This is a genomic window from Williamsia sp. Leaf354 (assembly GCF_001424365.1).
GTDB lineage: Bacteria > Actinomycetota > Actinomycetes > Mycobacteriales > Mycobacteriaceae > Williamsia_A.
Genome location: NZ_LMPL01000001.1, coordinates 580,304 through 603,858 on the forward strand (window position 1 = coordinate 580,304; position 23,555 = coordinate 603,858).

20 protein-coding genes are annotated in these 23,555 nt (G+C 69.5%); 9 read left to right on the forward strand and 11 right to left on the reverse strand.

Annotated elements, in window-relative coordinates; translation table 11 throughout:
• Positions 1–94: 94 nt before the first annotated feature.
• From ASG12_RS02735 to ASG12_RS02745, 3 genes are all read right to left on the reverse strand, one after another.
• Complete coding sequence (locus ASG12_RS02735) at positions 95–982, reverse strand: crotonase/enoyl-CoA hydratase family protein (protein WP_055784892.1); 888 nt, start codon at positions 980–982, stop codon at positions 95–97.
• 67 nt (positions 983–1,049) lie between these two features.
• Positions 1,050–2,285 carry an alpha/beta hydrolase family protein gene (locus tag ASG12_RS02740; RefSeq protein ID WP_055784895.1) on the reverse strand — a complete coding sequence of 412 codons (1,236 nt, stop codon included), beginning with the start codon at positions 2,283–2,285 and terminating at the stop codon, positions 1,050–1,052.
• A complete protein-coding gene (locus ASG12_RS02745) occupies positions 2,282–3,499 on the reverse strand; it encodes an alpha/beta hydrolase family protein (RefSeq protein ID WP_055784897.1) in 1,218 nt (405 codons plus the stop codon). The genes ASG12_RS02740 and ASG12_RS02745 overlap by 4 nt, the downstream gene beginning before the upstream one ends.
• Before the next feature lie 174 nt (positions 3,500–3,673).
• On the opposite strand from ASG12_RS02745, the gene ASG12_RS02750 reads away from it, so the two are divergent.
• Together ASG12_RS02750 and ASG12_RS02755 are read left to right on the forward strand one after the other, a co-directional pair.
• Positions 3,674–4,105 carry a GtrA family protein gene (locus tag ASG12_RS02750; protein WP_045821085.1) on the forward strand — a complete coding sequence of 144 codons (432 nt, stop codon included), beginning with the start codon at positions 3,674–3,676 and terminating at the stop codon, positions 4,103–4,105.
• A 16-nt stretch (positions 4,106–4,121) separates the two neighbouring features.
• Complete coding sequence (locus tag ASG12_RS02755; RefSeq protein ID WP_055784900.1) at positions 4,122–4,943, forward strand: SDR family oxidoreductase; 822 nt, start codon at positions 4,122–4,124, stop codon at positions 4,941–4,943.
• Positions 4,944–4,959: 16 nt separating this feature from the next.
• Here ASG12_RS02755 and ASG12_RS02760 read toward each other — a convergent pair whose 3' ends face one another.
• Positions 4,960–5,610: a TetR/AcrR family transcriptional regulator gene (locus ASG12_RS02760; protein ID WP_235455905.1), complete on the reverse strand. Its 651-nt coding sequence runs from the start codon at positions 5,608–5,610 to the stop codon at positions 4,960–4,962.
• A gap of 102 nt (positions 5,611–5,712) precedes the next feature.
• On the opposite strand from ASG12_RS02760, the gene ASG12_RS02765 reads away from it, so the two are divergent.
• The 6 genes from ASG12_RS02765 to ASG12_RS02790 all read left to right on the forward strand — a co-directional run bounded on the left by ASG12_RS02765 (position 5,713) and on the right by ASG12_RS02790 (position 12,911).
• On the forward strand, positions 5,713–6,852 hold the full coding sequence (locus ASG12_RS02765; RefSeq protein ID WP_156377895.1) for a VOC family protein: 1,140 nt from the start codon (positions 5,713–5,715) through the stop codon (positions 6,850–6,852).
• The gene (locus tag ASG12_RS02770; RefSeq protein ID WP_055784909.1) at positions 6,849–7,790 is read left to right on the forward strand and encodes a fumarylacetoacetate hydrolase family protein; all 942 of its coding nucleotides are present in this window, start codon (positions 6,849–6,851) and stop codon (positions 7,788–7,790) included. Before ASG12_RS02765 ends, ASG12_RS02770 begins: the two co-directional genes overlap by 4 nt.
• Positions 7,787–9,382: a bifunctional 3-(3-hydroxy-phenyl)propionate/3-hydroxycinnamic acid hydroxylase MhpA gene (mhpA, locus tag ASG12_RS02775; RefSeq protein ID WP_055784911.1), complete on the forward strand. Its 1,596-nt coding sequence runs from the start codon at positions 7,787–7,789 to the stop codon at positions 9,380–9,382. Before ASG12_RS02770 ends, mhpA begins: the two co-directional genes overlap by 4 nt.
• Positions 9,379–10,578: a cytochrome P450 gene (locus tag ASG12_RS02780; RefSeq protein WP_235455915.1), complete on the forward strand. Its 1,200-nt coding sequence runs from the start codon at positions 9,379–9,381 to the stop codon at positions 10,576–10,578. Before mhpA ends, ASG12_RS02780 begins: the two co-directional genes overlap by 4 nt.
• A gap of 67 nt (positions 10,579–10,645) precedes the next feature.
• On the forward strand, positions 10,646–11,332 hold the full coding sequence (locus ASG12_RS02785) for a TetR/AcrR family transcriptional regulator (protein WP_055784913.1): 687 nt from the start codon (positions 10,646–10,648) through the stop codon (positions 11,330–11,332).
• Entirely contained in the window at positions 11,271–12,911 is a 1,641-nt protein-coding gene (locus tag ASG12_RS02790; protein WP_055784917.1) for an acyl-CoA dehydrogenase family protein, read from the forward strand. Before ASG12_RS02785 ends, ASG12_RS02790 begins: the two co-directional genes overlap by 62 nt.
• A gap of 15 nt (positions 12,912–12,926) precedes the next feature.
• Here ASG12_RS02790 and ASG12_RS02795 read toward each other — a convergent pair whose 3' ends face one another.
• From ASG12_RS02795 to ASG12_RS02825, 7 genes are all read right to left on the reverse strand, one after another.
• Complete coding sequence (locus tag ASG12_RS02795) at positions 12,927–14,339, reverse strand: FAD-binding oxidoreductase (RefSeq protein ID WP_055784920.1); 1,413 nt, start codon at positions 14,337–14,339, stop codon at positions 12,927–12,929.
• Between the two features lie 117 nt (positions 14,340–14,456).
• Positions 14,457–17,897 carry a BTAD domain-containing putative transcriptional regulator gene (locus ASG12_RS02800; RefSeq protein ID WP_055784922.1) on the reverse strand — a complete coding sequence of 1,147 codons (3,441 nt, stop codon included), beginning with the start codon at positions 17,895–17,897 and terminating at the stop codon, positions 14,457–14,459.
• A gap of 103 nt (positions 17,898–18,000) precedes the next feature.
• Positions 18,001–18,879 carry an LLM class flavin-dependent oxidoreductase gene (locus tag ASG12_RS02805; RefSeq protein WP_055784924.1) on the reverse strand — a complete coding sequence of 293 codons (879 nt, stop codon included), beginning with the start codon at positions 18,877–18,879 and terminating at the stop codon, positions 18,001–18,003.
• Positions 18,880–19,040: 161 nt separating this feature from the next.
• Positions 19,041–19,943: a galactofuranosyltransferase GlfT1 gene (gene glfT1 / locus ASG12_RS02810; protein WP_055784927.1), complete on the reverse strand. Its 903-nt coding sequence runs from the start codon at positions 19,941–19,943 to the stop codon at positions 19,041–19,043.
• Positions 19,940–20,782, reverse strand: a complete 843-nt coding sequence (wzt, locus tag ASG12_RS02815; protein ID WP_045821094.1) for a galactan export ABC transporter ATP-binding subunit Wzt/RfbE — start codon at positions 20,780–20,782, stop codon at positions 19,940–19,942. The genes glfT1 and wzt overlap by 4 nt, the downstream gene beginning before the upstream one ends.
• Positions 20,783–20,792: 10 nt before the next feature.
• Positions 20,793–21,656, reverse strand: a complete 864-nt coding sequence (gene wzm / locus ASG12_RS02820; protein WP_055784930.1) for a galactan export ABC transporter permease subunit Wzm/RfbD — start codon at positions 21,654–21,656, stop codon at positions 20,793–20,795.
• A 49-nt stretch (positions 21,657–21,705) separates the two neighbouring features.
• Entirely contained in the window at positions 21,706–22,248 is a 543-nt protein-coding gene (locus ASG12_RS02825) for a bacterial proteasome activator family protein (RefSeq protein WP_055784933.1), read from the reverse strand.
• A gap of 103 nt (positions 22,249–22,351) precedes the next feature.
• On the opposite strand from ASG12_RS02825, the gene ASG12_RS02830 reads away from it, so the two are divergent.
• Positions 22,352–23,548: a cysteine desulfurase-like protein gene (locus tag ASG12_RS02830; protein WP_055784935.1), complete on the forward strand. Its 1,197-nt coding sequence runs from the start codon at positions 22,352–22,354 to the stop codon at positions 23,546–23,548.
• Positions 23,549–23,555 lie beyond the last annotated feature (7 nt).

Consider the following 23,555-nt stretch of genomic DNA (forward strand, 5'->3'; position numbering starts at 1 on the left):
GGGGCTGCTGCCGACAACGTCCCCCTGAGCGCCCACCGAGGGCAGATCCCCCTCGGTGGGATCTCTCGGGGACGTTCTCGGCAGCGCGGGTCGGCTAGCGAATCGAGTCGGTCTCGGCGAGGAAGTCGGGCAGATCTGCGGGCAGTGTCGAGGTGAACTGCGCCGGACGCTTCTCCAGGAACGCCGCGACGCCCTCCTTGCCGTCGGCGATCGACGTGTAGTACATCGCCAGCGAGTCCACCCGGTGGGCGTCGACCGGTGAGGCGAAAGCGCTGTTGCGGTAGAGCATGTGACGCATCAGGGCGGTGGCGACCGGTGAGCGGCCGTCGACGAACCTGTGCGCCAACGCGATCGCCGCGTCGAGCAGTTCCTCGGGCGGATGGATCGACCGCACCAGCCCCAGGTCCTTGGCCCGTTCGGCGTCGACGATGTCGGCGGTGTAGATCAGTTCGAGGGCGTTCTGCATCCCCACCACGCGCGGCAGGAACCAGCTCGAACACGCCTCCAGCACGATGCCGAGGCGCCCGAAGACGAACCCGATGCGGGCCTTCTCCGACGCCAACCGGAAGTCCATCGGGAGGGTCATCGTGGCGCCGATACCGACCGCCGCGCCGTTGATCGCGCCGATGACCGGCTTGGGGCAGCGGTAGATGGCCAGGGACACGCGGCCACCGGTGTCGCGCACGCCGCTGACGATGGCGGGGTCGTCGAAGCGGTCGTACAGGTCGGCGAGCGTGGGCTGCAGGTCCTCGTCGAGCCCGAAGACATTGCCCTCGCTGCTCAGATCCATCCCGGCGCAGAAGGCCTTGCCCTCTCCGGTGACCACGATCGCGGCGACCTCCGGATCGGCCGACGCCTCGTCGAACGCGGCCTCGAGATCGTCGGCCATCTGCACCGTGAACGCGTTGAGGTTCTCGGGACGGGTCAGGGTGAGCACGAGGACACCGTCGGTGACCTCGTAGCGGACGGTCTCACGGTTCATCGGTGTACGGCTCCCTCGCGGTCGGATGGATTCCAACCTACGGGAGTCGGTGACGCGACCGACGTCGTCACCGCCCGAGGACCCGATCGAGGAAACGGTCGGCGTCGGGGCGTGCGGCGACGAGGACGCCCGGGTGATCGGCGCCCGGGTAGACCCGCAGCTCCAATGGCTGGCGGTTCGCCGTGAGCTGCGCGGCCAACGACAACGCCGACGGGGCCGGGACGTTGACGTCGAGCAGCCCCTGGGCGAGGAAGATCGGTTCGCGGTAACCGTTGTCGGGCGTGCCGAGATACGACCGCAGCGCGCCGTAGATGTTCGGGATCGACGACAGCGGATGGGTGAACAGCGTGCGCAGGTCGAGATCGCGCGCGTACGGACGAAGCTGTGTGCCGCAGGTGATCCCGGCGAGGTCGGCCAGTCGCCGCCCCAGTGGGGTGAGCAGGCTGTCGATGCGCAGGTCGGGGCGTGCGTCGCGGAATCCGGCGAGGATGTAGAGCACGTACCCGTTCAGCGCGCGCGGCAGTGTCAGTGGCGGGAACTGTGGGCCACCGAGCACGAGGGCGGACTCGATGTTGGCCGGGGCTCCGGTGGCCACGACGCCGCGGTAGTCCAGCCCGGCTCCTGCGGTGAACTCGTCGGCGCGGCGTGCGGTGTTCAGTGCGGCACCGGCACCCTCGGAGTGGCCGACGGCAACCCATCTGCGTGACAAAGGGATCGGCAGCTGGTGGACCGCTCGCACCGAGTCGGCGACCGAATGGGCCGACTCGACACCGTTGAGGTAGCCGAGGAGCCCCGGCGTCCCCATCCCGGTGTAGTCGGTCGCGGTGATGACGAAACCTCGTGTGAGCCAGTGGTTCAGGTAGGCCGCATCGGACTCCGACCGCACCTGCGCCGAGGGTGCACAGTCGTCCCCCATACCGACGGTGCCATGCGCCCAGGCCATCACGGGCCAACCGCCCACGGGCGCCTGCCCGCGGGGTACGAACACCGCGCCGGTGCTGATCGCCCGCCGGCCCCGTGCGTCGGTGGTCGCGTACACCACCCGGTAGGCGCGTGCGGCCTCCCGCAACGACAGCCGCGGATCGAGGGGACGGTCGGCGATGAGTGCGCCGTCGCGGTCGGGGATCGGGCCCGAGTAGTCCCGGACGTCGAGACCCGACCAGATCGGTGCCGGTTCGGGGGTGAGCGGCGTACCCGGCGCCGGGATCGCCGAAGCGACGGGCGCGGCGAGGACCGACAGCGCCGCAGCGACGATCACGACGAGGATTGCGCGCAGCCGGCGACGTCCGAGCGGGCGCGTCATCTCAGGATCCGGGCCAGGAACGGTGTCGAGTCCTTCACCGACGCGTACACCGTGCCGGAGTGATCGGTCGGGTAGACGTGCAGTTCGACGGGTTGACGGTTCGCGGTGAGCTGCGCGGCCAACGACAACGCCGAGGGCGCCGGTACGTCGACGTCGGTGAGGCCCTGCCCGAGGAAGATCGGCCGGTCGTAACCGCTCGCGGGGGTGCCGATGAACCGATGGAGTTCGTCGTAGGCGTTCGGGATCGACGACACCGGCTTGGCGAAGAACGTGCGGATGTCGGCTCCGGTCAGGGCCTGTCGGAGCTCCGGGTAGCACAGGATCTCGGCCTTGTCGGCGGCGGCGCGACCGCGGGCGGTGAGGATGTCGTCGACGCGGAGATCCGGCCGCGCCTCGCGGATGGCCGCGAGAATGTAGGTGGTGTACGTCGTCAGGCCGGTGGGCAACGCGAACGGCGGGAAGGTCGGACCGCCGAACTGCAGGACGGTCTCGATGTTCGCCGGCGTGCCGGTGGCGACGACCCCGCGGTAGTCGAGACCGGTGCCGCGGGTCAGCGAGGTGGCCAGTCGCGCGGCGTTCATCGCCGCACCCGCACCCTGCGACTGCCCGACGATGGCCCACCGCATCGCCGTCGGGACCCGAAGTCCACGAAGCGCTTTCACGGAGTCGACGATGGAGCGCGCCTCGGCGACGCCGTTGAGATAGCTCATCAGACCGGGGGTTCCCAGTCCCGCGTAGTCGGAGGCGACGATGGCGTAGCCGCGTCGCAGCCAGTGCGAGAGGTAGTCGCTGTCGCGCTGGGCGCGCGGCTGCGCCGAGGGGGTGCAGTCGTCGCCGATCCCGACGGTCCCGTGTGCCCATGCCAGCACCGGCCATCCACCCCGGGGCGCGGTGCCCTGCGGCAGGAACACCGCACCGGTGCTCACGGCTGCGCTGTTGTGCTGATCGATGGTCGAGTAGAGGATCCTCGTGGCCGATCCGGCACCCGGGATCGACAGCGCCGGCGCGAGGGGAGTCGACTCGATCAGCGTCCCGGCGCGCGCGGGGATCGGTCCGGAGTAGTCGCGCACGTCGAGACCCGACCAGTTCGGTGTACCGGTGGGTGGCGGCTGGTCGGCGAGGGCCGGACCGGCGACGACGCCCGTCGACAGCACCAGCAGGAATGTCGCGATGACGGTCGCGACCACGCGCGACCCGGTAGGACGGTGGCTCATGCGGGCAACGTTAGTGCCGCGAACGTCGTGTCGGAACGGTTCGAGGCGCCGGCCACCGGTGGGGATAGTCTGACCGGCGTGTCCGAACAGCAGGGATCCGAACGCGCCGACGCCCCCCGGGGCGAGCAGGACGTACATCACGCCCACGAGGAGTTCCGGAGCCCGCACGCCCCGATGCCGATCGAGCTGCCGCTCGACGATCAGGAGGCATCGACCGACGTCGACCTGAAGACACAGCTCGTCCGGTTCGTGGTGACCGGTGCCGGTTCGGGTGTCCTCGATTTCGGCATCACCCTGGTGCTGCAGTACCTGCTCGGCGCGCCGTACTGGCTCGCCAAGACCGTCGGCTTCATCGCCGGGACGACGACGGCCTACCTCATCAACCGTCGATGGACCTTCCGCGCCGAACCCAGCCGCGCCCGCTTCATCGCGGTGGTCGCGCTGTACCTGGTGACCTTCGCGGTGCAGGTGGGGATCTATTCGGTGCTGTCGCACGTCTGGCCCGAAGAGGTGCTCTACAGCCTGGCCGCGTTCGTCCTGGCCCAGGGCACCGCCACCGTCATCAACTTCGCGGTGCAGCGCGCCGTCATCTTCCGCATCCGCTGATCGTTAGCATCGCCTGATGGAACTCGCAGGCGCCGTCGCAGTCGTCACCGGAGCAGGCGCGGGCATCGGTGCCGCGATCGCCCGGGCCATCGTCGACCAGGGCGGTTCGGTGGTGGTCGCCGACCTGAACGCCGAGCGCGTACGTGCGGTCGCGGAGGGGATCAACACCGACACCGGCGCAACCCGTGCGGCCGCTGTCGCCGGTGACGTGTCCGACGACGCCGTGATCGCCGAGCTCGTCGCCACCGCCGAACGCGAGTTCGGGTCGGTGGATCTCTACGTCGCCAACGCCGGTACCACCGCGGGCCTCGGGCTCGATTCCGACGACGCCGCCTGGCAGACCGCGCTCGACGTCAACGTCCTCGCCCACGTGCGCGCGGCGCGCGCCCTGGTGCCCGGCTGGGTCGAGCGTGGTCGCGGCTACTTCCTGTCGACGGCGTCGGCCGCGGGTCTGCTGACGCAGATCGGCTCGGTCACCTATTCGGTGAGCAAGCACGCGGCGGTCGGGTTCGCCGAGTGGTTGCGCGTCACCTACGGCGACTCCGGTGTCGGGGTGAGCTGCCTGTGCCCGATGGGCGTGAACACCGAACTGCTCAACGCAGGTTTCTCCGGCGATCGCGACGGAGGCTCGATCGCCGCGAGCGCGGTGACGAGCGCGGGCACCGTGTTGGAACCCGAGGACGTCGCGGCCGTGGTGATCGAGGCACTGCGCGACGAGCGGTTCCTGATCCTGCCGCACCCCGAGGTGCTGACGATGTACCAGCGCAAGGGATCGGACTACGACCGCTGGATCGCGGGTATGCAGCGCTACCAACACTCGCTCCGCGGCGGCGCCTGACGCGCGCGCGTCGAGGTCACTCGATCTCGGGCGCCGGTGTCCGCAGGGGTCGGTGGGCGACCTCGTGCGCGTCGGCCTTCGACAGCCCGAACATCCGCAACAGATTCGTCGCGAGCTCGTCGGCGACACGCTCGGTGTCCATGCCGGGATCGCGGGTGACGAGATGCAGGCACCCCAGCAGCGATCCCGCGGTACACGCGAGTGCTGCCGGTAGGTCGTCGATGTCGAGACGTCCGGATGTGCGCGCGGCGTCGAGATCACGCAACGCTCGGGGAGCCAACCCGTCGTCGCGATCGAGGTAGCTCATCCCGACGCCGACCATCGTCCGCGCCACCCGCGAGTGGGACCGATTGAGCCGCATCGTCATCCGCACGCCGGCGGCGAACACCTCGGCAGGGTCGGTCAGTCCCTCGGTGGCACTGTCGAACAGCCGGCCATAGGTGTCGAGGGTGCTGGCGATGGCAGCGTCGAACAGCTCGGCCTTGCCCGCGAAATGGTTGTAGAACGATCCGATGCCGACATCGGCGAGTTCGGTGATCTCGGAGATGCTGGCGTCGGTGCCGCGGGGTCCCTCCAGCATCCGGCACGCCGCGTCGATCAGTGCTGCCCGTGTACGTGCCTTCCGCCGATCGAGTCGGTTGGCCGGGATGTCGGGGGTGGTGTCCACCGGTGATCTCACCTCACTTCTGACGATGATTCCAAGTGTGAAGGCACTTGACTGAGGTGTCCATCAAAAGTGAGGATTTCATCAGTTTGATGGGAGATGATCATGACACAGCTTGTTGGAACCGTCCCGGCGCCGTCGGTACACGCCGATCTGCACAGTGAGTTCGGCGCTCGTCCCGGTGATCCCGACGACCGCCATCGGTCGCCGGTGATCAAGGTGATCGACATCGCCTGGTTGGAGTTCGAGAAGCAGAACCTCGCCGACGCGGAACGATTCGCGCGCGACTTCGGGTTCACCGTGGCGAACCGCACCGCCGACCGCCTCGAGTTGCGGGGGACCTGGGCGGGCGCGCCGTGCGTGCTGATCCGCCGCGCACGTCGATCCCGCTTCGTCGGACCGGCGTACCGCGCCGAGAGCACCACCGACCTCACCACCCTCGCCGAGGCGACGGGCACGCGCGTGCACTCACTCGGCGACCTCGGCGGCAGCGTGGTCGACCTCGTCGACCCGTCCGGTCAGCCGCTGCGGGTGGTGGCCGACCTGTTCGACCTGCCCTCCCTCCCCGATCAGGAACCGCTCACCGTCAACGCGGGCGGGAAGGTGGCGCGGTTCAACGCGATCCAGCGCCCACCGCGGGCCCCGGCGCGGGTGCAACGCCTCGGCCACGTGGTGATCGAGTCACCCCGCTTCCGTGAAGCGTTGCACTGGTATCAGTCGGTGCTCGGGTTCATCGTGAGCGACTTCCAGTTCTTCCCCGGTCAGCGCGACCGCGGCCCGACCATGGCCTTCATGCGGTGTGACCGGGGTGCCGACGCCGCCGATCATCACACCCTCGCCATGACGCTGGGACCGCGAGCCCGCTACGTGCACAGCGCCTATCAGGTCGCTGACCTCGACGCTGTCGCCGCCGGCGGCGCGTACCTGGCCGACCGCGGATACCACCACGCGTGGGGAATGGGCCGCCACATCCAGGGCAGCCAGATCTTCGACTACTGGCGTGATCCCGACAAGTTCATGGTCGAGCACTACGCCGACGGCGACGTCTTCGACAACAGCGTCACCGCGGGATGGGCGCCCATGACCGCCAGCGGCCTCTCGCAGTGGGGCCCGCCGGTCACGCGCGACTTCCTCGGCGCCAACCCCGACCCCGACCTCGTGAAAGGCATCCTCAACGGCCTTCGCGACGACAACGAGTTCGACATCCACCGCCTCCTCGGCCTGTTGAAAGTTGCCCGCTCATGACAACGACGATCATCCGAACCACCGCCGGCTGGTGGGTTGCGCGCGACGAGGTCGCCGTGCCGATCACCACATCGGCCACCACCACCGGCGAACTCCTCGCCGACCGTGCCGCGATCGATGCCGCGGCCACGGGCGATGCGGGTTCGACGCGGGTGGCCGACCTCGACCTCCTCTCGCCGATCACGACGCCGTGTCGGGTGGTGGCGCAGATGGTCAACTACGCCAGCCACGCCCGCGACTCCAACATCGACCCGAGTCGGGTGCAGGCGACGTTCTTCCGCAAGGCGTCGGGATCGGTGGTCGGCCCGTACGACGACATCGTGAAGCCCGCACATGTCCGTCTGCTCGACTATGAGGTCGAGATCGGACTCGTCGCGGGCGGCGAGTTGACGGTCGGGAGCACGGTGACCGCGGATGATCTCGGCGACGTCATCGCCGGCGTCGTGATCACGAACGACGTGAGTGCCCGCGATGTCCAGCTGCCGAAAACCCAGTTCTACGAGTCGAAGTCGTACCCCACGTTCACCCCGATGGGTCCGCGACTGGTGCTCCTCGACCACGAGGAGTGGCGTCGATTCGACCAACTGCGACTGCAGCTCTGGGTCAACGGCGAACGCCGACAGGACGGCCATGTCGGCGGCGACATGATCGTCGACCCGGTCAGCGCGCTGAGCGTGCTCGCCGGTTTCCAGCGACTCGCCCCCGGCGACGTGTTGCTCACCGGAACCCCCGGGGGCACCGCCCTGTCGGCGCCGCCGAAGCCGATCGAGATGATCGGGGCGCTGCTTCCCCCGCATGTGAAGTGGAAGCAGTTCTTCTCCCGCCAGGCGTCGAACCCGAAGTATCTCCACGAGGGCGACGTCGTCGAGGTCCGCATCGCCACCGACGACGGATCGATCGACCTGGGCAGGCAGCGGTGCACGGTCCGGTACGCATGACGTCCCCGCGGGCGTCGACGACCGTGGTCATCGTCGGGGCCGGTCCGGTCGGGGTGACCGCGGCGCTGTTGCTGGCCCGGCGCGGGGTCGCGACCGTCGTCCTCGAACGACACCCCGAGCCGTATGCCCTGCCGCGGGCCGTGCACCTCGACGACGACGTGTTCCGGATCCTGCAGGCCGCCGGGGTCGACGAGGCGTTCCGCACCGTGAGCAGGCCCATGCCCGGCATGCGTCTCATCGACGGCCGCGGTCGCGTGATGGCCGAGTTCGGGCGCGACACCGCCGACGGGCCCCAGGGATTCCCGCCGGACAGCATGTTCGACCAACCCGACCTCGAGAAGATCCTCCACGACGCGGCGAGCCGAGAGCCGCTCATCGACATGCGCCGTGGGTGTGAGGTCGTCGACGTGGCCGAGGGGCCGACACCGACGGTCCGCCACATCGACGCCGACGGGGTCGAGACGACCGTCGCCGGTGCGGCCGTGATCGCCTGCGACGGCGCGAACAGCCTCGTGCGTGAGCGCCTCGGGATCACCTCGACCGATCTGCGGTTCGCCGAGAAGTGGCTCGTCATCGACGTGAACACCCCACGCCCGCTCCACGTCTGGGACGGTGTGCACCAGATCTGCGACCCGGCGCGGGCGGCCACCTTCATGCCCGTCACGGGCAACCGGTACCGCTGGGAGTTCCGGGTCCACGACGGCGAGGACCTCGATGCGCTCGTCTCGGTCGACGGTCTGCGGAACCTGCTGTCGCCGTGGTTGTCCGCCGACGAGATCGACGAGGCGGAGATCCTGCGACGAGCGTTCTACACCTTTCGCGCGCGCGTGGCCGACCGGTGGCGCGCCGGTGGCATCTTCCTGGCCGGCGACGCCGCGCACCAGACGCCGCCCTTCGTCGGTCAGGGGCTCGGCTCGGGACTGCGCGACGTGTCGAACCTGACGTGGAAGCTCGCCGACGTGCTCGACGGGACAGCGCGCGGCGACTTGCTCGACACCTACGAGGTGGAGCGGCGCCCCCACGCGATCGCGGTCATCCGGATGGCGTTGGCCGTGGGGATGGCCCTGACCGGCGGGCAGGATCGCTTCGCGGGTGTGCGCCGCCTCGGCGTGGCCGCGGTGTGTCGGGTGCCGGGGCTCGCCGCGGTGATGCCTGCCGTCGGGGTGCCGCCGTTGCGGCCCGGACCACTCGTGATGCCCACACCGCTCCTGCGGCGGATGCTGCTGCGCCGGGTGAACGGCTCGGCCCTTCCTCAACCTGCCGTCGGATTCGCCTCCGACACCGCACGACTCGACGAACTGATCGGATCGCGCTGGGCTCTCGTGACCCGAGGCCGCGTCCCCGGGACACTCACGGCTCGGGTCGCGGATGTCGGTGCGGTGCACATCGACGCCGATCGTCTCGCCACCCACCCGGCCGGTGTCGCGTCGCCGGCACGGTGGCTGCGTCGCAATCACGCGGTCGCGGCGCTGGTGCGCCCGGACCGTGTGGTCGCCGCGAGCGCCACCGATCCCGACGGGATCGGCGATCTCCTCACCGTGCTCCGCGACATGCGGTCACCGGTACCGCGGCGCGTCGGGGTACTCGCGTGACCGCCGGCCCGGAGACGATGTCGCGTCGGAGCGCGCGACGTACCGCCCCATCGGTCGACGTCGACCTCTACGGCCGGCAGGCGCTGGTCGACCCGCACCCGGTGTACCGACGGATCCGCGACGCCGGCCCCCTCGTCTGGCTGCCGCGCCACCGCGTGTGGGCCATGGGTCGCTTCGACGACGTGCGCGGCGCGTTGCGTGACGACACGACCTTCCGTAGCGGACGCGGTGTCGCGGCGAACCCGGTCGCCAACCTCCTCGGCCGCAAGACGGTGCTCTCCAGCGACGACGACACCCACGCGACACGGCGGCGGATCCTCATGCAGTCGTTGATGTCCCGTGCGATCCGACCCTCGCTGCCACTGTTGCGCGACGAGGCCGAGGCCACCGTGACGCGGCTGCTGCATCGCGAGTCCTTCGACGGCATCGCCGATTTCGCCACCCGACTGCCGATTTCCGCCGTGGCCGACCTCGTCGGCGTGCGGGTCGGTCACGATCAGCTCCTCACGTGGGGCGCGAGCACCTTCGACATCCTCGGTCCGGTGAACCGGCGCACCCTCGACGCCACCGCGACGGCCCTGGGGCTGTACCTCTACTCGATGCGACTGCGTCGATCGCAGGTCACACCCGACGGCTGGGCGGCCACCGTCTTCGATGCGGCCGATCGTGGTGAGATCACGCGGTCCGAGGCGCGCACGATGGTCATCGATTTCGTCGCCCCCAGCCTCGACACCACCATCCTCGCCACGGGTCAGCTGCTGTGGAGCCTCGGTCGCGATCCGCAGCTCTACGCACAGCTGCGCGCAGAACCGGACCTCATCCCCACCGCCGTGGTGGAGGCCGTGCGCATGGCCTCACCGGTCCGCGGGTTCACTCGGACGGTCGCCCGCGACACCGAGATCGGCGGGGTCCGTATCCCCGCCGGTGAGCGCGTGGTCCTGCTCTACGCGGCGGCGAACTTCGATGAGCGACACTTCGACCGACCCGAGACGTTCTCGCTGCACCGCCGGGGCAGCAACCTCGGATGGGGTCACGGCATGCACACCTGCGTCGGCATGCAGTTGTCGAAGCTGGAGATGCAGACCCTCCTCGAGGTCATGATCGCCCGGGTCAGCACCATCGAGGTGTCCGACCCGAAGCCGCTGACCAACAACTGTCTGCAGGGTTTCGCCTCGTTCCGCGCGTCGATCACCTGACCTTCCCCGAGCCCGGTCCTCCCTGACCCGTTGACTCAAGAACGGAACGGGTGTTCACTTCTTCGGTATGGCATACCGACGCACCCCCGCCGTGCAGCGGCGTCTGGATGAACTCCGGACGCGGCTGATCGACGCGGCGATCGCACAGGTGGCCGAGCACGGGTACGCAGGGTGCTCGGTGGCGTCGGTCGCCGCGGCCGCCGGTGTCGGCACCGGCACGGTGTACCGCCACTTCGAGGGCAAGAGCGAACTGTTCGCCGAGGTCTTCCGCATCGTGTGCGGCCGTGAGGTGCAGGCGATGGTCGAGATCGGTGAGATGGCCCGCGCCACCGACGGTCGCGCGGTCGACGCCGTCGTGGCCTCGGTGTGCGCGTTCGCCGATCGCGCGTTGCGCATGCCCACCCTCGCCCACGCCCTGCTCGTCGAACCGGTCGACCAGACCATCGACACCGAACGTCTGGCGTTCCGGACGGCGTTCCGCGACAACCTGTCGGTGGCGATCGACGCCGCCGCCGACGCCGGCGAGATCCCGCACCAGAACAGCGAGTTCACCGCGGCATGCATCGTCGGGGCCATCGGCGAGGCCCTGGTCACACCGCTGGCCCGCAGCGCCTACACCCACGAGACACCCGACCCGACGACTCTGACCACTGACATCACCACCTTCACCCTTCGAGCACTGGGGAGCACCGATGCACAGCACACACGAGGTCACCAATCAGGTTCCGCCGCTGGTGGATTACGACGCGGCTGAGTACCCGCCGATCCTCGAGGCGCTGAGCCGCGAGGGTGCCGGTTCCGCGCTGGAGACCATCCACGAGGTCGGCCGTCGCGCGGGCAGCGCCGAGGCCATCGAGTGGGGTGACCTCGCCGAGGATCACCCACCGGTGCTCCACACCCACGACCGCTACGGCCACCGCGTCGACGAGGTGCGCTACGACCCCGCCTACCACCAGCTCATGACGACCGCGGTCGAGCTGGGCCTGCATGCCGCCCCGTGGGCCGACCCCGACCCGCACGCCCACCTGCACCGCGCCGCGAAGCTGACCGTGTGGGGCCAGACCGACGCCGGCCACCAGTGCCCCATCTCCATGACGTACGCGATGGTGCCCGCCCTGCGCCACAACGCCGAGCTGGCTGCGCAGTACGAACCGCTGCTCTCCGCGAAGGTCTACGACCCGAGAACCGCTGCGCCGCTGACCAAACCGGGACTCATCGCCGGCATGTCGATGACCGAGAAGCAGGGTGGTTCCGACGTCCGGTCGGGGACCACACGCGCGGTTCCGCAGGCCGACGGCAGCTACCTGCTGACCGGGCACAAGTGGTTCACCTCAGCACCGATGTCGGACGTGTTCCTCGTGCTCGCGCAGGCGCCCGGCGGACTGAGCTGCTTCTTCCTCCCGCGCGTGCTGCCCGACGGCACCCGCAACCGGATGTTCCTGCAGCGCCTCAAGAACAAGCTCGGCAACCACTCCAACGCGAGCAGCGAGATCGAGTACGACGAGGCGACCGCCTGGCTCGTCGGTGAGGAGGGACGCGGTGTCCCCACCATCGTCGAGATGGTGAACATGACCCGCCTCGACTGCATCATCGGCGCCTCGACCGGTATGCGCGCCGGCACGCATCAGGCGACCCATCACGCCGTGCACCGCAGCGCGTTCGGTGCGGCCCTGGTCGACCAGCCGCTCATGCGCAACGTGCTGGCTGATCTCGCCGTGGAGGCCGAGGCGTCCACGACGGTCGCGATGTGGCTGGCTGCGCTCACCGATCGCGCGACCTCCGGTGACGATCGCGCCGCCTCGTTGCGACGGATCTCGCTGGCGGTCACCAAGTACTTCGTGTGCAAGCGCAATCCCCTGCACGCGGCCGAGGCTCTGGAATGCCTGGGCGGCAACGGGTATGTGGAGGACTCGCGGATGCCGCGGATCTACCGCGAGGCGCCCCTGGTCTCTGTGTGGGAGGGATCGGGCAACGTCGCCGCACTCGACACGCTGCGCGCCATGGTGAAGCAGCCCGAGACCCTCGAGGTGTTCTTCGACGAGCTCGACACCGCCACCGGATCCGACGACCGCTACGACGCGGCGGTCACGCGGTTGAAGGCCGAGTTCGGCGACTTCGACACCATGCAGCACCGTGCCCGTCGCGTGGTCGGCGACATGGCTCTGGCGCTGCAGGGATCACTGCTGATCCGGCACGGTCACCCGGCGGTGTCGGATGCGTTCTGCACCAGTCGACTCGGCGGTGACTGGGGCAGCGTCTTCGGCACATTGCCCGTCGGTGTCGACACCGCGGCCATCATCGGCCGCGCGACCCCGAAGGTCGGGTCGCAGTAGACCCGACCTCCCGGGTCAGAGGGTGAACGGTTCCATGTGGCGCACGGCGTGGCCGACGGCGACAACTTTCGCCGGGTCATGGAGCTCGGCGAGGTCGGCCAGGCGCTGAAAGGTCTTCTCGTCGTAGCGGCGGGCGAGGTGGGCCGGCTCGCAGGAGTGCGCGAAGTTGGGCAGCTCGCCGCCGGTCGACCACGACGACATCGCCGCGATCACGGAGTTGGCGTGTACCGGCACCACGGCAGCGATCTCGGGCGCCAGCACCCCGATCACCATCAGCGTGTACTCGACGTCGCGGTGGCAGAACGCACTCGGCTCGGCAGCGGGCCGAGCCAGCGCACCGCCGAGGCGTCGGAGTTCGACGATCGTCTGCGGTGATCCCGAGTCCGGACCGGTCACGGCGAGCAACGCCTCCACGGCGTCGGCCGGCAACGACGCGAGCAGGGTGTGGTCCTGAAACGCGGGCATCGGGTCGACGGGGTCGGAGTGCACGGCACCGATGGCCGAGTACGGCATCACCCCGATCATGTCGATGATCGGTTCGGCGACGGCGCGCATCGGTGCGAGCACCGCGGCGGCCTGCTCGGCGTCGGCGACCGAGGTGTAGCGCACGGCGACGGTGAAGGCGCCGGCGAGCGGCGGCGGCACGTCCGGCAGCGGCGGCAGCTGCAGGAACGCGATCGAGGTGTTCGTGTCCTCGGGGAGGTCAGCGCTCCAGTCCCGCCACGCCCGCAGGACCGCGGGTGCGTCGGCCGCTGCGAAGTACAGTGCGCCGCCGAAGAACTGGGTGAGAGGGACGAGCTCGACCTCGACCGCGGTGACGATGCCGAGCGTGCCCTTGCCGCCACGCAGGCCCCAGAACAGGTCGGGGTTCTCGGTCGACGTCACGCGGAGCTGCTCACCGGCGCCGGTGACGAGCTCGAATGCCCGGACGTGATCCGACGAAGCCCCGTACGTGCGGACCATCGGCCCGATGCCGCCGCCGGTGAGGAACCCGACGACACCGAGTGCGGGCGTCGAACCGACCAGCGGCGCCAGTCCGTGCGGGGCCGCGGCGTCCATCACCGTCTGCCACATGACACCGGCACCGACGCGTGCGGTGCGGGTGGTGGCGTCGACCGTGCACTCGGTGAGGGCGCCGGTGTGGATGAGGATCGACGACTCGTCGGTGGCCACTGCTCCGTGTCCGGTGGAGGCGACCGCCACGGTGAGCCCGTGATCGGCGGCGATCCGGATGGTGGCGGCGACGTCGTCGGCGTCGGCGGGGATCACGACCGCCCGCGGGGTCACCGGCACCGCGACGTTCCACGGGGTCGCCCGTCGGTACTCGGGGTCGTCGGGACCGGCGACCACACCGGTGACCGCGCCGCGCAGCGCGGCGATCGGGTCGGTGGCCTCGGTGTGGGTGGTGGGGGACTGCACTGTGGTCATCGGATTCCTGCCCTCGTGGTGGCCCGGTCGTCCGGACCTCGTCGTGTCGGACATCAGAGTGCGGGGCAGCGCTTGAAGAGACCTTGGAGAAGTCGTGCGGGAGAGGGTCCCCCGAGGTCAGGCCAGTGACGCCGCGGTGGCGGCGAGACCCGACATCCCCATCTGCGTTGCGGTGGCGGCCACCCCGGCGAGCTCGCGGGCGCGTTCATCGGGGCCGACCGCCGACGACGCGAGGATGACGCGGCCGCGCAGTACTGCCGGTGTCCCGTCGGTGCGCTCACCGAGTTCGACGACCTGCCGTGCACGGTCGCGCGCCTGGTCGATCCGGCCGGCGGCCAGGTTCAGCCGCGCCAGTGCGAGCGCCACGGGACCGGCGCAGCCGACGTGACCGATCACGGCCACCCCGTCGGCGAACGGGGTCAAGGCCGCGACGAAGCGGTCGACGTGGTCAGTGAGGCCGTGGTCGGCCACAACGTGCGCGAGCAGTGCGTCGGTGCCGAGCGTGGTCCACATGTGCGGTATCCGGGTCTGCCACCAGTGGTCGACGAGGCGTTCGACGGTGACCCGGTCGGTGCGGGTACCCGCGGTCGCGGCGACGCCGGCCGCGGCGACCCCGACCATCCCGACGTCGTCGCCGGCTGCGACCACCTCGCGCAACCACCGCAGCGGATCCTGCTCGCCCACACCGAGGTCGGCGAGCTCGCCGCGTTCCCAACCATGCGACATCAGCGCGATCATGCCGCTGCCCGCCGCGTACAGCTCGGTCTGCTCGTGGACCTCTCGGGCGATCGCGTGATGGCGCTGCGCCCGGGCCAGATCCCCGTGCCACAGCGCCAGCGTCGATTCCATCCACCGCAGCTGTGCGCGGACCACCGGAAGCCGCAACTTCTCACTGCCCTCGATGCCGGCGCGCAGATGGTTCTCGGCCAGTCGGAGATCGCCCAGGTACAGCGCGGCGATCGAGGCCACCGAATGGCCGATCACCGCGTCGACGGGTGACCGCACATCCGCCGCGATCACCGAGTCCACACGCGCGAGGATCTCGCGGCTGCGTTCGGGCACAGCGCAATAGGTCAGCAGATACGCCGCGTCCACGTCGGCGCGCACGCCGGGCTCGCCGAGCTCGTCGGCCAGCTCACGAGCCCGGCGCAGATATCCCTCGGGCACCGCGGGATCGGGGTGATAGCAGTGCCCCACGGCCAGTGCCGCCAACACCGAGGCCTGCGCGGTGGCGTTCCCGACGGTGAGTTCCCGGCCCCGCTCGAGGATGTCCATCAGCGGGCCGGGATTCTCGCTCGGGATCATCCACGGCCAGCTGCCGCCCGATCGCAGCACCGCCGCGGCCAGCGCCCCGGTGGCGACGACACGTCCGGCGTCGATGGCCTCGGTCAGATGGCTCGCCGCGGTGTCGAGGACGGTCTGTCCGCGACCCGCACGGGCTTCGGCGCGCAACAGCGACATGATCAGGTCGTCGCGCAGCGCCACCACCTGACGGTCGGCGGGGAGACGATCGTGGGCGTCGATCGCGGCGCGCCACCACCGCGCCGCGGTGTCCGAACTCCATCGCGCCGCAGCGTCATCCGCCGCAGACGAACACGCCTCGACCACCGCGAGCGGATCGGCGAGCGGGCCCGCGGCCACGAGGTGTCGGGCACGCCGCGCGACGATGTCACCGCCGCCGCGCATCTCACCCAGTTGTTCGGCCACCCGCAGATGTAGGAGCTCTCGCCGCGACGGACGCATGGAGGTCAGGACCTCGTCGCGCAACAGTCCGTGCGCGAACACGTACGACCCGGAATCACTGGCGGTGGTGATGATCCGGTGATCGGCGGCCTCGTCGAGCAGGGCGGCCAGCGCATGGGGGTCGAACTCGCAGACGGGCATGAGGATCCGCAGGTCGAGTTCGTCGCCGATGACCGACGCGACCCGCAGCACCTCGAGTGTCGGCTCGGTCAGCGCGGCGAGGCGTCGGTCGAGCACCGAGCGCACCGCGACCGGGATGTCGCCGGCGGCCCGCTCGGTGCGGGACAGTCGCGCGTACTCCGACACGAACAGCGGGTTGCCGCCGGTGCGGTCGGCGAGGTCACCGCGCTCGCGGTCGGTCAACGACTCCTCGGCGACCTGATCGGCCAGGGTGGCGACATCGTCGTGGGTGAGGGCCGGCACCACGACCTGTCGGTTGCCGCCGTCGCGGGCGATCGCGGCCAGCAGTCGTGGCAGGCCACCCCGGGACTCGGTGTCGCGCAGCGTGAGGACCATGGTGACCGGGGTCTCGACGAGAGCGCCGACCAGGAAGATGAGGCACCCCAGTGAGGCGGGATCGGCCCACTGGACGTCGTCGATGATCAGCGTGAGAGGCGCTGTCCGCGAGGCTGTCTCGATCATCGACTGCACGCGCTCGTAGATCGCGAAACGTGCGGTGTCGGCGTCGACGCCGCCGGGGACGATCAACAGGTCGTCGGTGTCGGCGTCGAGTCCGCGCGCGATCTGCCGCAGGGTCCACCACGTCGGCGCCGTCTCCTCGGGATTGCGCGCCCACACCACACGGCCGCCACGATCGCCCGTCGCGGACCCGGCGTACTGGGCCAGACGTGTCTTGCCGATGCCGGGCGGGCCCATCAGCACGAGCCATCTGCTCACTCCTGCCGTCGATTCCGCCACGACGCGGTCGATGATGTCGATCTCGCGGGAACGGCCGACGAGCGCGGTCGGCGACTCCGACGTGGCCGGCTCGGCCCGGGCCACGAGCGGTGTCGGGGCCTGTGCGCGGGTCGCACGGTCCGCGTCGGGGCGGTCGGGCCAGGACGCGAGCGCGGGGTCGTGGCGGAGGATGGCGCCCTGCAGATCCCGGAGCTCGGGGCCCGGCGCCAGCCCCAGGTCATCGTCGAGGCGCTGGATGTAGCGGCCGAGCAGCGCGAGTGCCTCGGCCGAGCGTCCGGCCCGGTACAGCGCGAGCATCGACAACCAGGTCGCCCGGTCGCGCAGCGGCGCCCGCCGCCGCAGGTCGACGGCGTCGGCGACCGCCGGCGCGATCTGCCCGGTGGCCAGCAGCGCGGTGATCCGGGTCTCGCGGCACTCGACATCCAGCTCGGCGATACCGACGGCATGGGTGGCCACCCAGTCACGATCGGCCAGATCGGCCAGGAGCGTTCCCCGGTGCAGCGCGAGCGCGCGGGCGGTCACATCCAGTGCCTCGCGCACGCGCCGGGCCTCGAGGTCGGCGCGGGCCTGCTCCACGAGCGCGCGGAACTCCGCGACGTCGACCTGCTCGGGGGCCACATCGATGAGGTAGCCCGGTGGCTGGCGCACGATCGGGGAGGTGCCGGCCTCGGGATCTCGCAGCACGCGACGCAGATGCGAGATGTAGGCGTGCAGGCCGGCCATCGCGTTGGGCGGCAGATCGTCGCCCCAGATCGCGGCACAGAGACGGTCGGCGGACACCACACGACCGCGCTCGAGCAACAACAGAGCCAGCACCGAGCGTTGCTTCGGAGACCCCAGCTCGCAGGACGTGTCCCCACGCATCACCGCGAGCGGCCCCAGGAGCTGGTACCGCATGTTCCTCCCGCTGCCCCGATGGGCACTGCGACAGTTCTAACCCATCACGACGATCATCGCAGGCTGTCTGAGGGGACCGTCCGGAATCGGGTAGAGCCACGTGTCAGGGATTGACCTTGCTGATCACGTTGTCGGCGAACATCCGTAGGTTGTCGATCTTGTTCTGCAGAGGCTCGGTGTCGGGGCCGGTGATGTACGGGATGCGGAAGCCGACGATGACGTCGGTGATGCCCTTGTCCTCGAGTCGTTTGCATCCGTCGGGGGTGTAGGCGTCGAGCGAGATGACGTGGATCTCGAAGGGGTCGTTGAGCTTTCCCTCACCCTTGCGGATGTCGTGCAGTTTCGTCAGGAGCGCGTCGAGCTCCTCGGGCTGACCGCCGCCGTGCATCCAGCCGTCGCCGCGGACCACCGCCCGCTTCAGTGCGAGGTCGGCGTGTCCTCCCACCAGCAGCGGGATCGGTTGCGTGGGTGCGGGGGTCATCTTGATGCGGGGGAAATCGTAGAACTCGCCGTGGAACTCGAAGTACTCACCGGTCGAGAGCCCGCGGATGATGTCCATGCACTCGTTCATCCGCTTGCCGCGACGCGCGTAGTCGACGCCCATGATGTCGTAGTCCTCGGGCCACGGGCTGGTGCCGACACCCAGCGCGAGTCGGTTGTCGGTCATGAACGCCACCGACATGGCCTGCTTGGCCACCAGCACCGGCGGCCGCACCGGAAGCTTCAGCACGAACGGGTTGAAGCGGATGGACTTCGTGACCGCACCCATCGCCATGGCCTGGATGAACGTCTCGATGAACGCCTTGCCATCGAGGAACTCGCGGTTCCCGTCCTCGGTGTAGGGGTACGTGGAGTCCGATTCCTCGGGGTATGCCAGCGAGTCGGGGATGGTGAACCCCTCGTATCCCGCCTCCTCGGCCGCCACCGCGAGATCAGGATAGAAGCGGGGATCCGTCATCGCCTCGGCATAGGTGAATCGCATGATCGGTCTCCTCGTCGGTGGGTCGACATCCACCTCGATTAGAACATGTTCTAGTTTGATTCGGCAGGGAGTCGGCCACCGGTTGATGGTTCACGCTCCACCTGTGGAGCGACGCTCCACTTGCAAGCGGAGCGTGGCAAGGAAAAGCGGAGCGCGAAACGTCAGGGTCGGGTGAAGTGCTCGCGCCGGCCCTGGCCGCGCAGGCGGACCCATTCCCGGAAACCCGCGATGTCACGCTTCTGCACGAGGAAGTACCACCCGAAGCGGGCGTACTCCTGCGGGATCAACTTCCGCAGGCCCGGCTGGTGCAGCAGGTAACCGCGATTGCGATAGGTGAAGAACCGCTTGGTGGCGTCGTCGGGGTATTGGGTGTGCATCCGACCGCCGAGGATGGGGCGGAACTCCGCGGTCCCGTCGGGATGCAGATAGGCCGTGATGAGACAGGTGCCGAAGCGCATGCCCGAGCGCACGAGACGACGGTGCATCTCCACCTCGTCGCCGCGGACGAACAGGCGCAGATCGGGGACGCCGACGGCGTCGATGGCGCGCGCGGAGAACAGCGCGCCGTTCATCAACGAGGCGATCCCGTCGAGGACCTCCTCGGTCTCCTCGGGCCCGGCGAACAGTTCAGATCGCTTGCGACGCCACACGACACCGCGTCGCAGCGGGAACGCGAGGGTGTCGGGGTCGTCGATGTTGCAGACCACCGGCGACAGCTCGTCGTAGCCACCCTCGGTCGCGCAGCGCATCAGTGTGGCGAGCACCTCGGGTCCCTCGGGTCGGCCGTCGTCGTCGGCACACCACACCCAGTCGGCGCCCAGGGCGAGGGCGTGCAGCATCCCGAGGGCGAAACCGCCTGCACCGCCCAGGTTGTGGGCCGATCCGATGTAGGTGGTCGGGACGTCGAGGCCGGAGACGAGGTCGGCGACGTCGGCCTCGTCACCGTTGTCGACCACCACCAGATGATCGATGGGACGGCTCTGGCCGGTGAGCACCGCCAGCGACTGTCGCAGCAGCTCGACGCGACGGTGGGTGACCACCACCGCGACAACGCGCTCCGTCACGCCGGATCGGCCGACCCGGCGCGCGCGGCATCGTCGCGCGCCTTGTCATCCCGGGCGACATCGGCGATCACGTCGCGTACGTGTCGTGCGGCGTCGGGACCCTCGTAGGCGCCGACGACCTCCTCGATGCCACCGTCCATGCGAATCTGGCCGTGATCGATCCACAGTGCCCGGTCGCACAGCTGGGCCAGGAACTCGTTGGAATGGCTGGCGAACACCAGGATTCCCGAACGCTTCACCAGATCCTGCAGTCGCACGCGGGCTTTGCGCATGAAGTCGGCGTCGACCGCGCCGATGCCCTCGTCGAGGATGAGGATCTCGGGGTCGATGGAGGTGACCACGCCGAGCGACACCCGCACCCGCATACCGGTCGAGTACGTGCGCAGCGGCATCTTCAGGTAGTCGCCCAGCTCGGTGAACTCGGCGATCTCGTCGGTCTTCTTGAGCATCTCCCGACGACTCATGCCGAGAAACATGCCGCGGATGATGATGTTCTCGTAACCCGAGATCTCCGGGTCCATGCCGACGCCCAGATCGAACACCGGCGCGACGCGACCGGAGATCTTGCAGGCCCCGCGCGTCGGTTCGTAGATGCCCGACAGCAGCCTCAGCAGCGTCGACTTGCCGGCGCCGTTGTGGCCGACGAGACCGATCCGGTCACCGTGCGAGAGATGCAGGTCGATGTTCTTGAGCGCCTCGACCACGACGACGTTCGACTCGTTCGAGCCGATCACGCCACCGGCGCGACCGAGGACCGACTTCTTGAACGACCGTGTCTTCGCGTCGAAGATGGGGAAGTCGACGCACGCACCCCAGGTGTCCAACCGCACTGTGCTCATCGCGTTCCCCTCAGACCCAGTAGGCCACGCGGGCCCGGTAGTTGCGGAGCACGAGGAGCGCGGCCGCCCAGCCCACCGCCGTGCAGCCGATCACGATGAACCAGTGGTAGGCCGCCACGTGCGCGCCGACGAGTGGCCCCCGGGAGATCTCGAGATAGTGGAACATCGGGTTGAGCTCCACCAGCTTGAGCCGCTCCGAGTTCTTCGCGTTCTGGCCGAGGTTGTCGGTCGTCCAGATGATCGGCGTCATGAAGAACACCAGTTGCACCACCGTCGCGAGCAGCTGGCCGATGTCGCGGAACCGGGTCGAGAGGATCCCGAAGACGATCGTCACCCAGATCGCGTTGAGCGCGAAGAGGAACAGCGCCGGGATGATCAGCAGGATCGTCCAGTTCACCGGCTGCGGGAACACCGCCATCACCACGGCGTAGATCACGATGTTGTGGGCGAAGATGATCGACTGCCGCCACACCAGCCGGTAGACGTGCACACTCAGCGCCGACGGGATCTGCTTGAGCAGGCCCTCGTTGCTGGAGAACACCACCGAGCCCTCGAGGATCGACTGGGAGATGAAGTTCCAGAAGATCAGCCCGAGGGTGACGTGCGGCAGGAAGGTCTTGATGTCGATGCCGAACAGTTCGCCGTAGAGAAGGCCCATCGCGACGGCAGTGACTCCGGTCGCGACGGTGATCCACAGCGGACCGAGCAGGGATCGGCGATAGCGCTGCTTGATGTCCTGCCAGCCGAGCAGGGCCCACAGTTCACGCTGGCCGAAGCCGGTGCGCAGGTCGGTCCACGCGCGCCGGAACGTCCTCGAGTCCGATGCGACCGGCGCGGCCGGCGAGACGTCGTCATCGTGCAGAACAGTGGACACGGTGCACGAGCCTACCGGCCTCGCCGTGCGACGACGGTCTCGCGGCAGGTCAGAGGTACTGGCCGGTGCCGGTCACGCCGTGTCCACCGGACATCGGTCCGCCGCCTGGGCCGGGCAGCTGTCCCTGACGCATCTGCTCGAGCTGCGCGCGGGCGGCCATCTGCTGGGCGAACAGGGCCGTCTGGATGCCGTGGAACAGTCCCTCGAGCCAGCCGACGAGCTGGGCCTGGGCGATCCGCAGCTCGGCGTCCGAGGGTGTCGACTCGTCGGTGAACGGCAGTGCCAACCGCTCGAGTTCCTCGCGCAGCTCCGGCGCGAGACCGTCCTCGAGTTCACGGATCGACGACTGGTGGATCTCCTTGAGTCGGGTGCGGCTGGCGTCGTCGAGAGGAGCCGCGCGCACCTCCTCGAGCAGCTGCTTGATCATCGTGCCGATCCGCATCACCTTGGCCGGCTGCTCCACCATGTCGGTGAGGCCACCCGACCCCTCGTGGTCGTCGCCGGCGCCGGTCGGGCCACCGGGCCCGACCACCACGATGCGGTCGTCGGAGTCCGTGGAGTCCGACCCTGAACCGAAGACTGGGGATGTCATGTACCCATTGTGCGATATGCGTCCGACGCCATGTGGGCACCGTCCCCACCTGCGGTGACGAGCTGGTATGGATCACCTAAGCGAACGGTCTATCGTGTCTGCCATGAGTTACGACGTCGCTCGGGTGCGCGGGCTGTTCCCGTCGCTCGGCGACGGATGGATCCACCTCGATCCGCAGGTCGGGATGCAGATCCCGGACTCGGTCGCATCGACGGTGTCCAAGGCGTTCCGGGCCCTGGTGTCCGCGCCGGGCGGGGTCTACCCCGCGGCACTGCAGTCGCGCGCGATCATCGACGCTGCCCGTGGCGCCGTCGCCGACCTCGTCGGCGGACAGTCGCGCGGGGTCGTTCTCGGACCGAGCCGCGGGGCCCTGCTCAACACCCTCGCCGAGTCGATGAGTCCTCGCGTCTGGCTCGGGTCGACGGTGATCGTCAGCCGACTCGACGACGAGGCCAACCTCGTCCCCTGGATACGGGCGGCCGACCGGTTCGGCGCGAAGGTGTCGTGGGCCGAGGTCGACATCGAGAACGGTGCGCTGCCGCCCTGGCAATACCGCGACCTCGCCGGCGAATCGACCAGCGTCATCGCTGTGACGGCCGCGTCGTCGACCATCGGGACGGTCACCGACGTCCGTTCGGTCGCCGAGGTCGCGCAGTCGGTGGGCGCGCTGCTCGTCGTGGATGCCACCAGCGCGGCGCCCTACATGCCTCTCGACATCACCGAACTCCAGGCCGACGTCCTCGTGGTCTCCGCCGAACGGTGGGGCGGCCCGCAGGCCGCCGCCATGGTGTTCCGTGATCCCGACCAGCTCGACCGGGTGCGCGCCGCGAGCCTGTCGCCACGCGCGGTCGGCCCGGAGCGACTGGAGGTCGACGGCCACCAGCACGCCATGCTGGCCGGACTCGTCGCATCGATCGAGCACCTCGCAGGTCTGGACGAGGCCGCCACCGGCACCCGACGCGAACGGATCGTCACCTCGATGACGAGCCTGTCGGGATATCTCCAGCGATTGCTGACCTACCTGGTGAACTCCCTCGAGCAGCTCAACACCGTCCGTGTGGTCGGGACCAGCGACCCGCGCGTGCCGACGGTCAGCTTCACCTTCAGCGGGGTGTCGGCCGACAAGGTGGTCCGGCGCCTGGCCGACAACGGCATCTGTGCGCTCGCCGATCAACCCAGCCGCGCGCTCGACGGCATCGGTGCCGGCGACGTCGGTGGCGCGGTCACCCTCGGCCTCGGCCAGTACTCGACCCCGTACGAGGTCGACCAGCTCGTCCGTTGCCTCGGCTCCCTCGCCTGACCCTCCC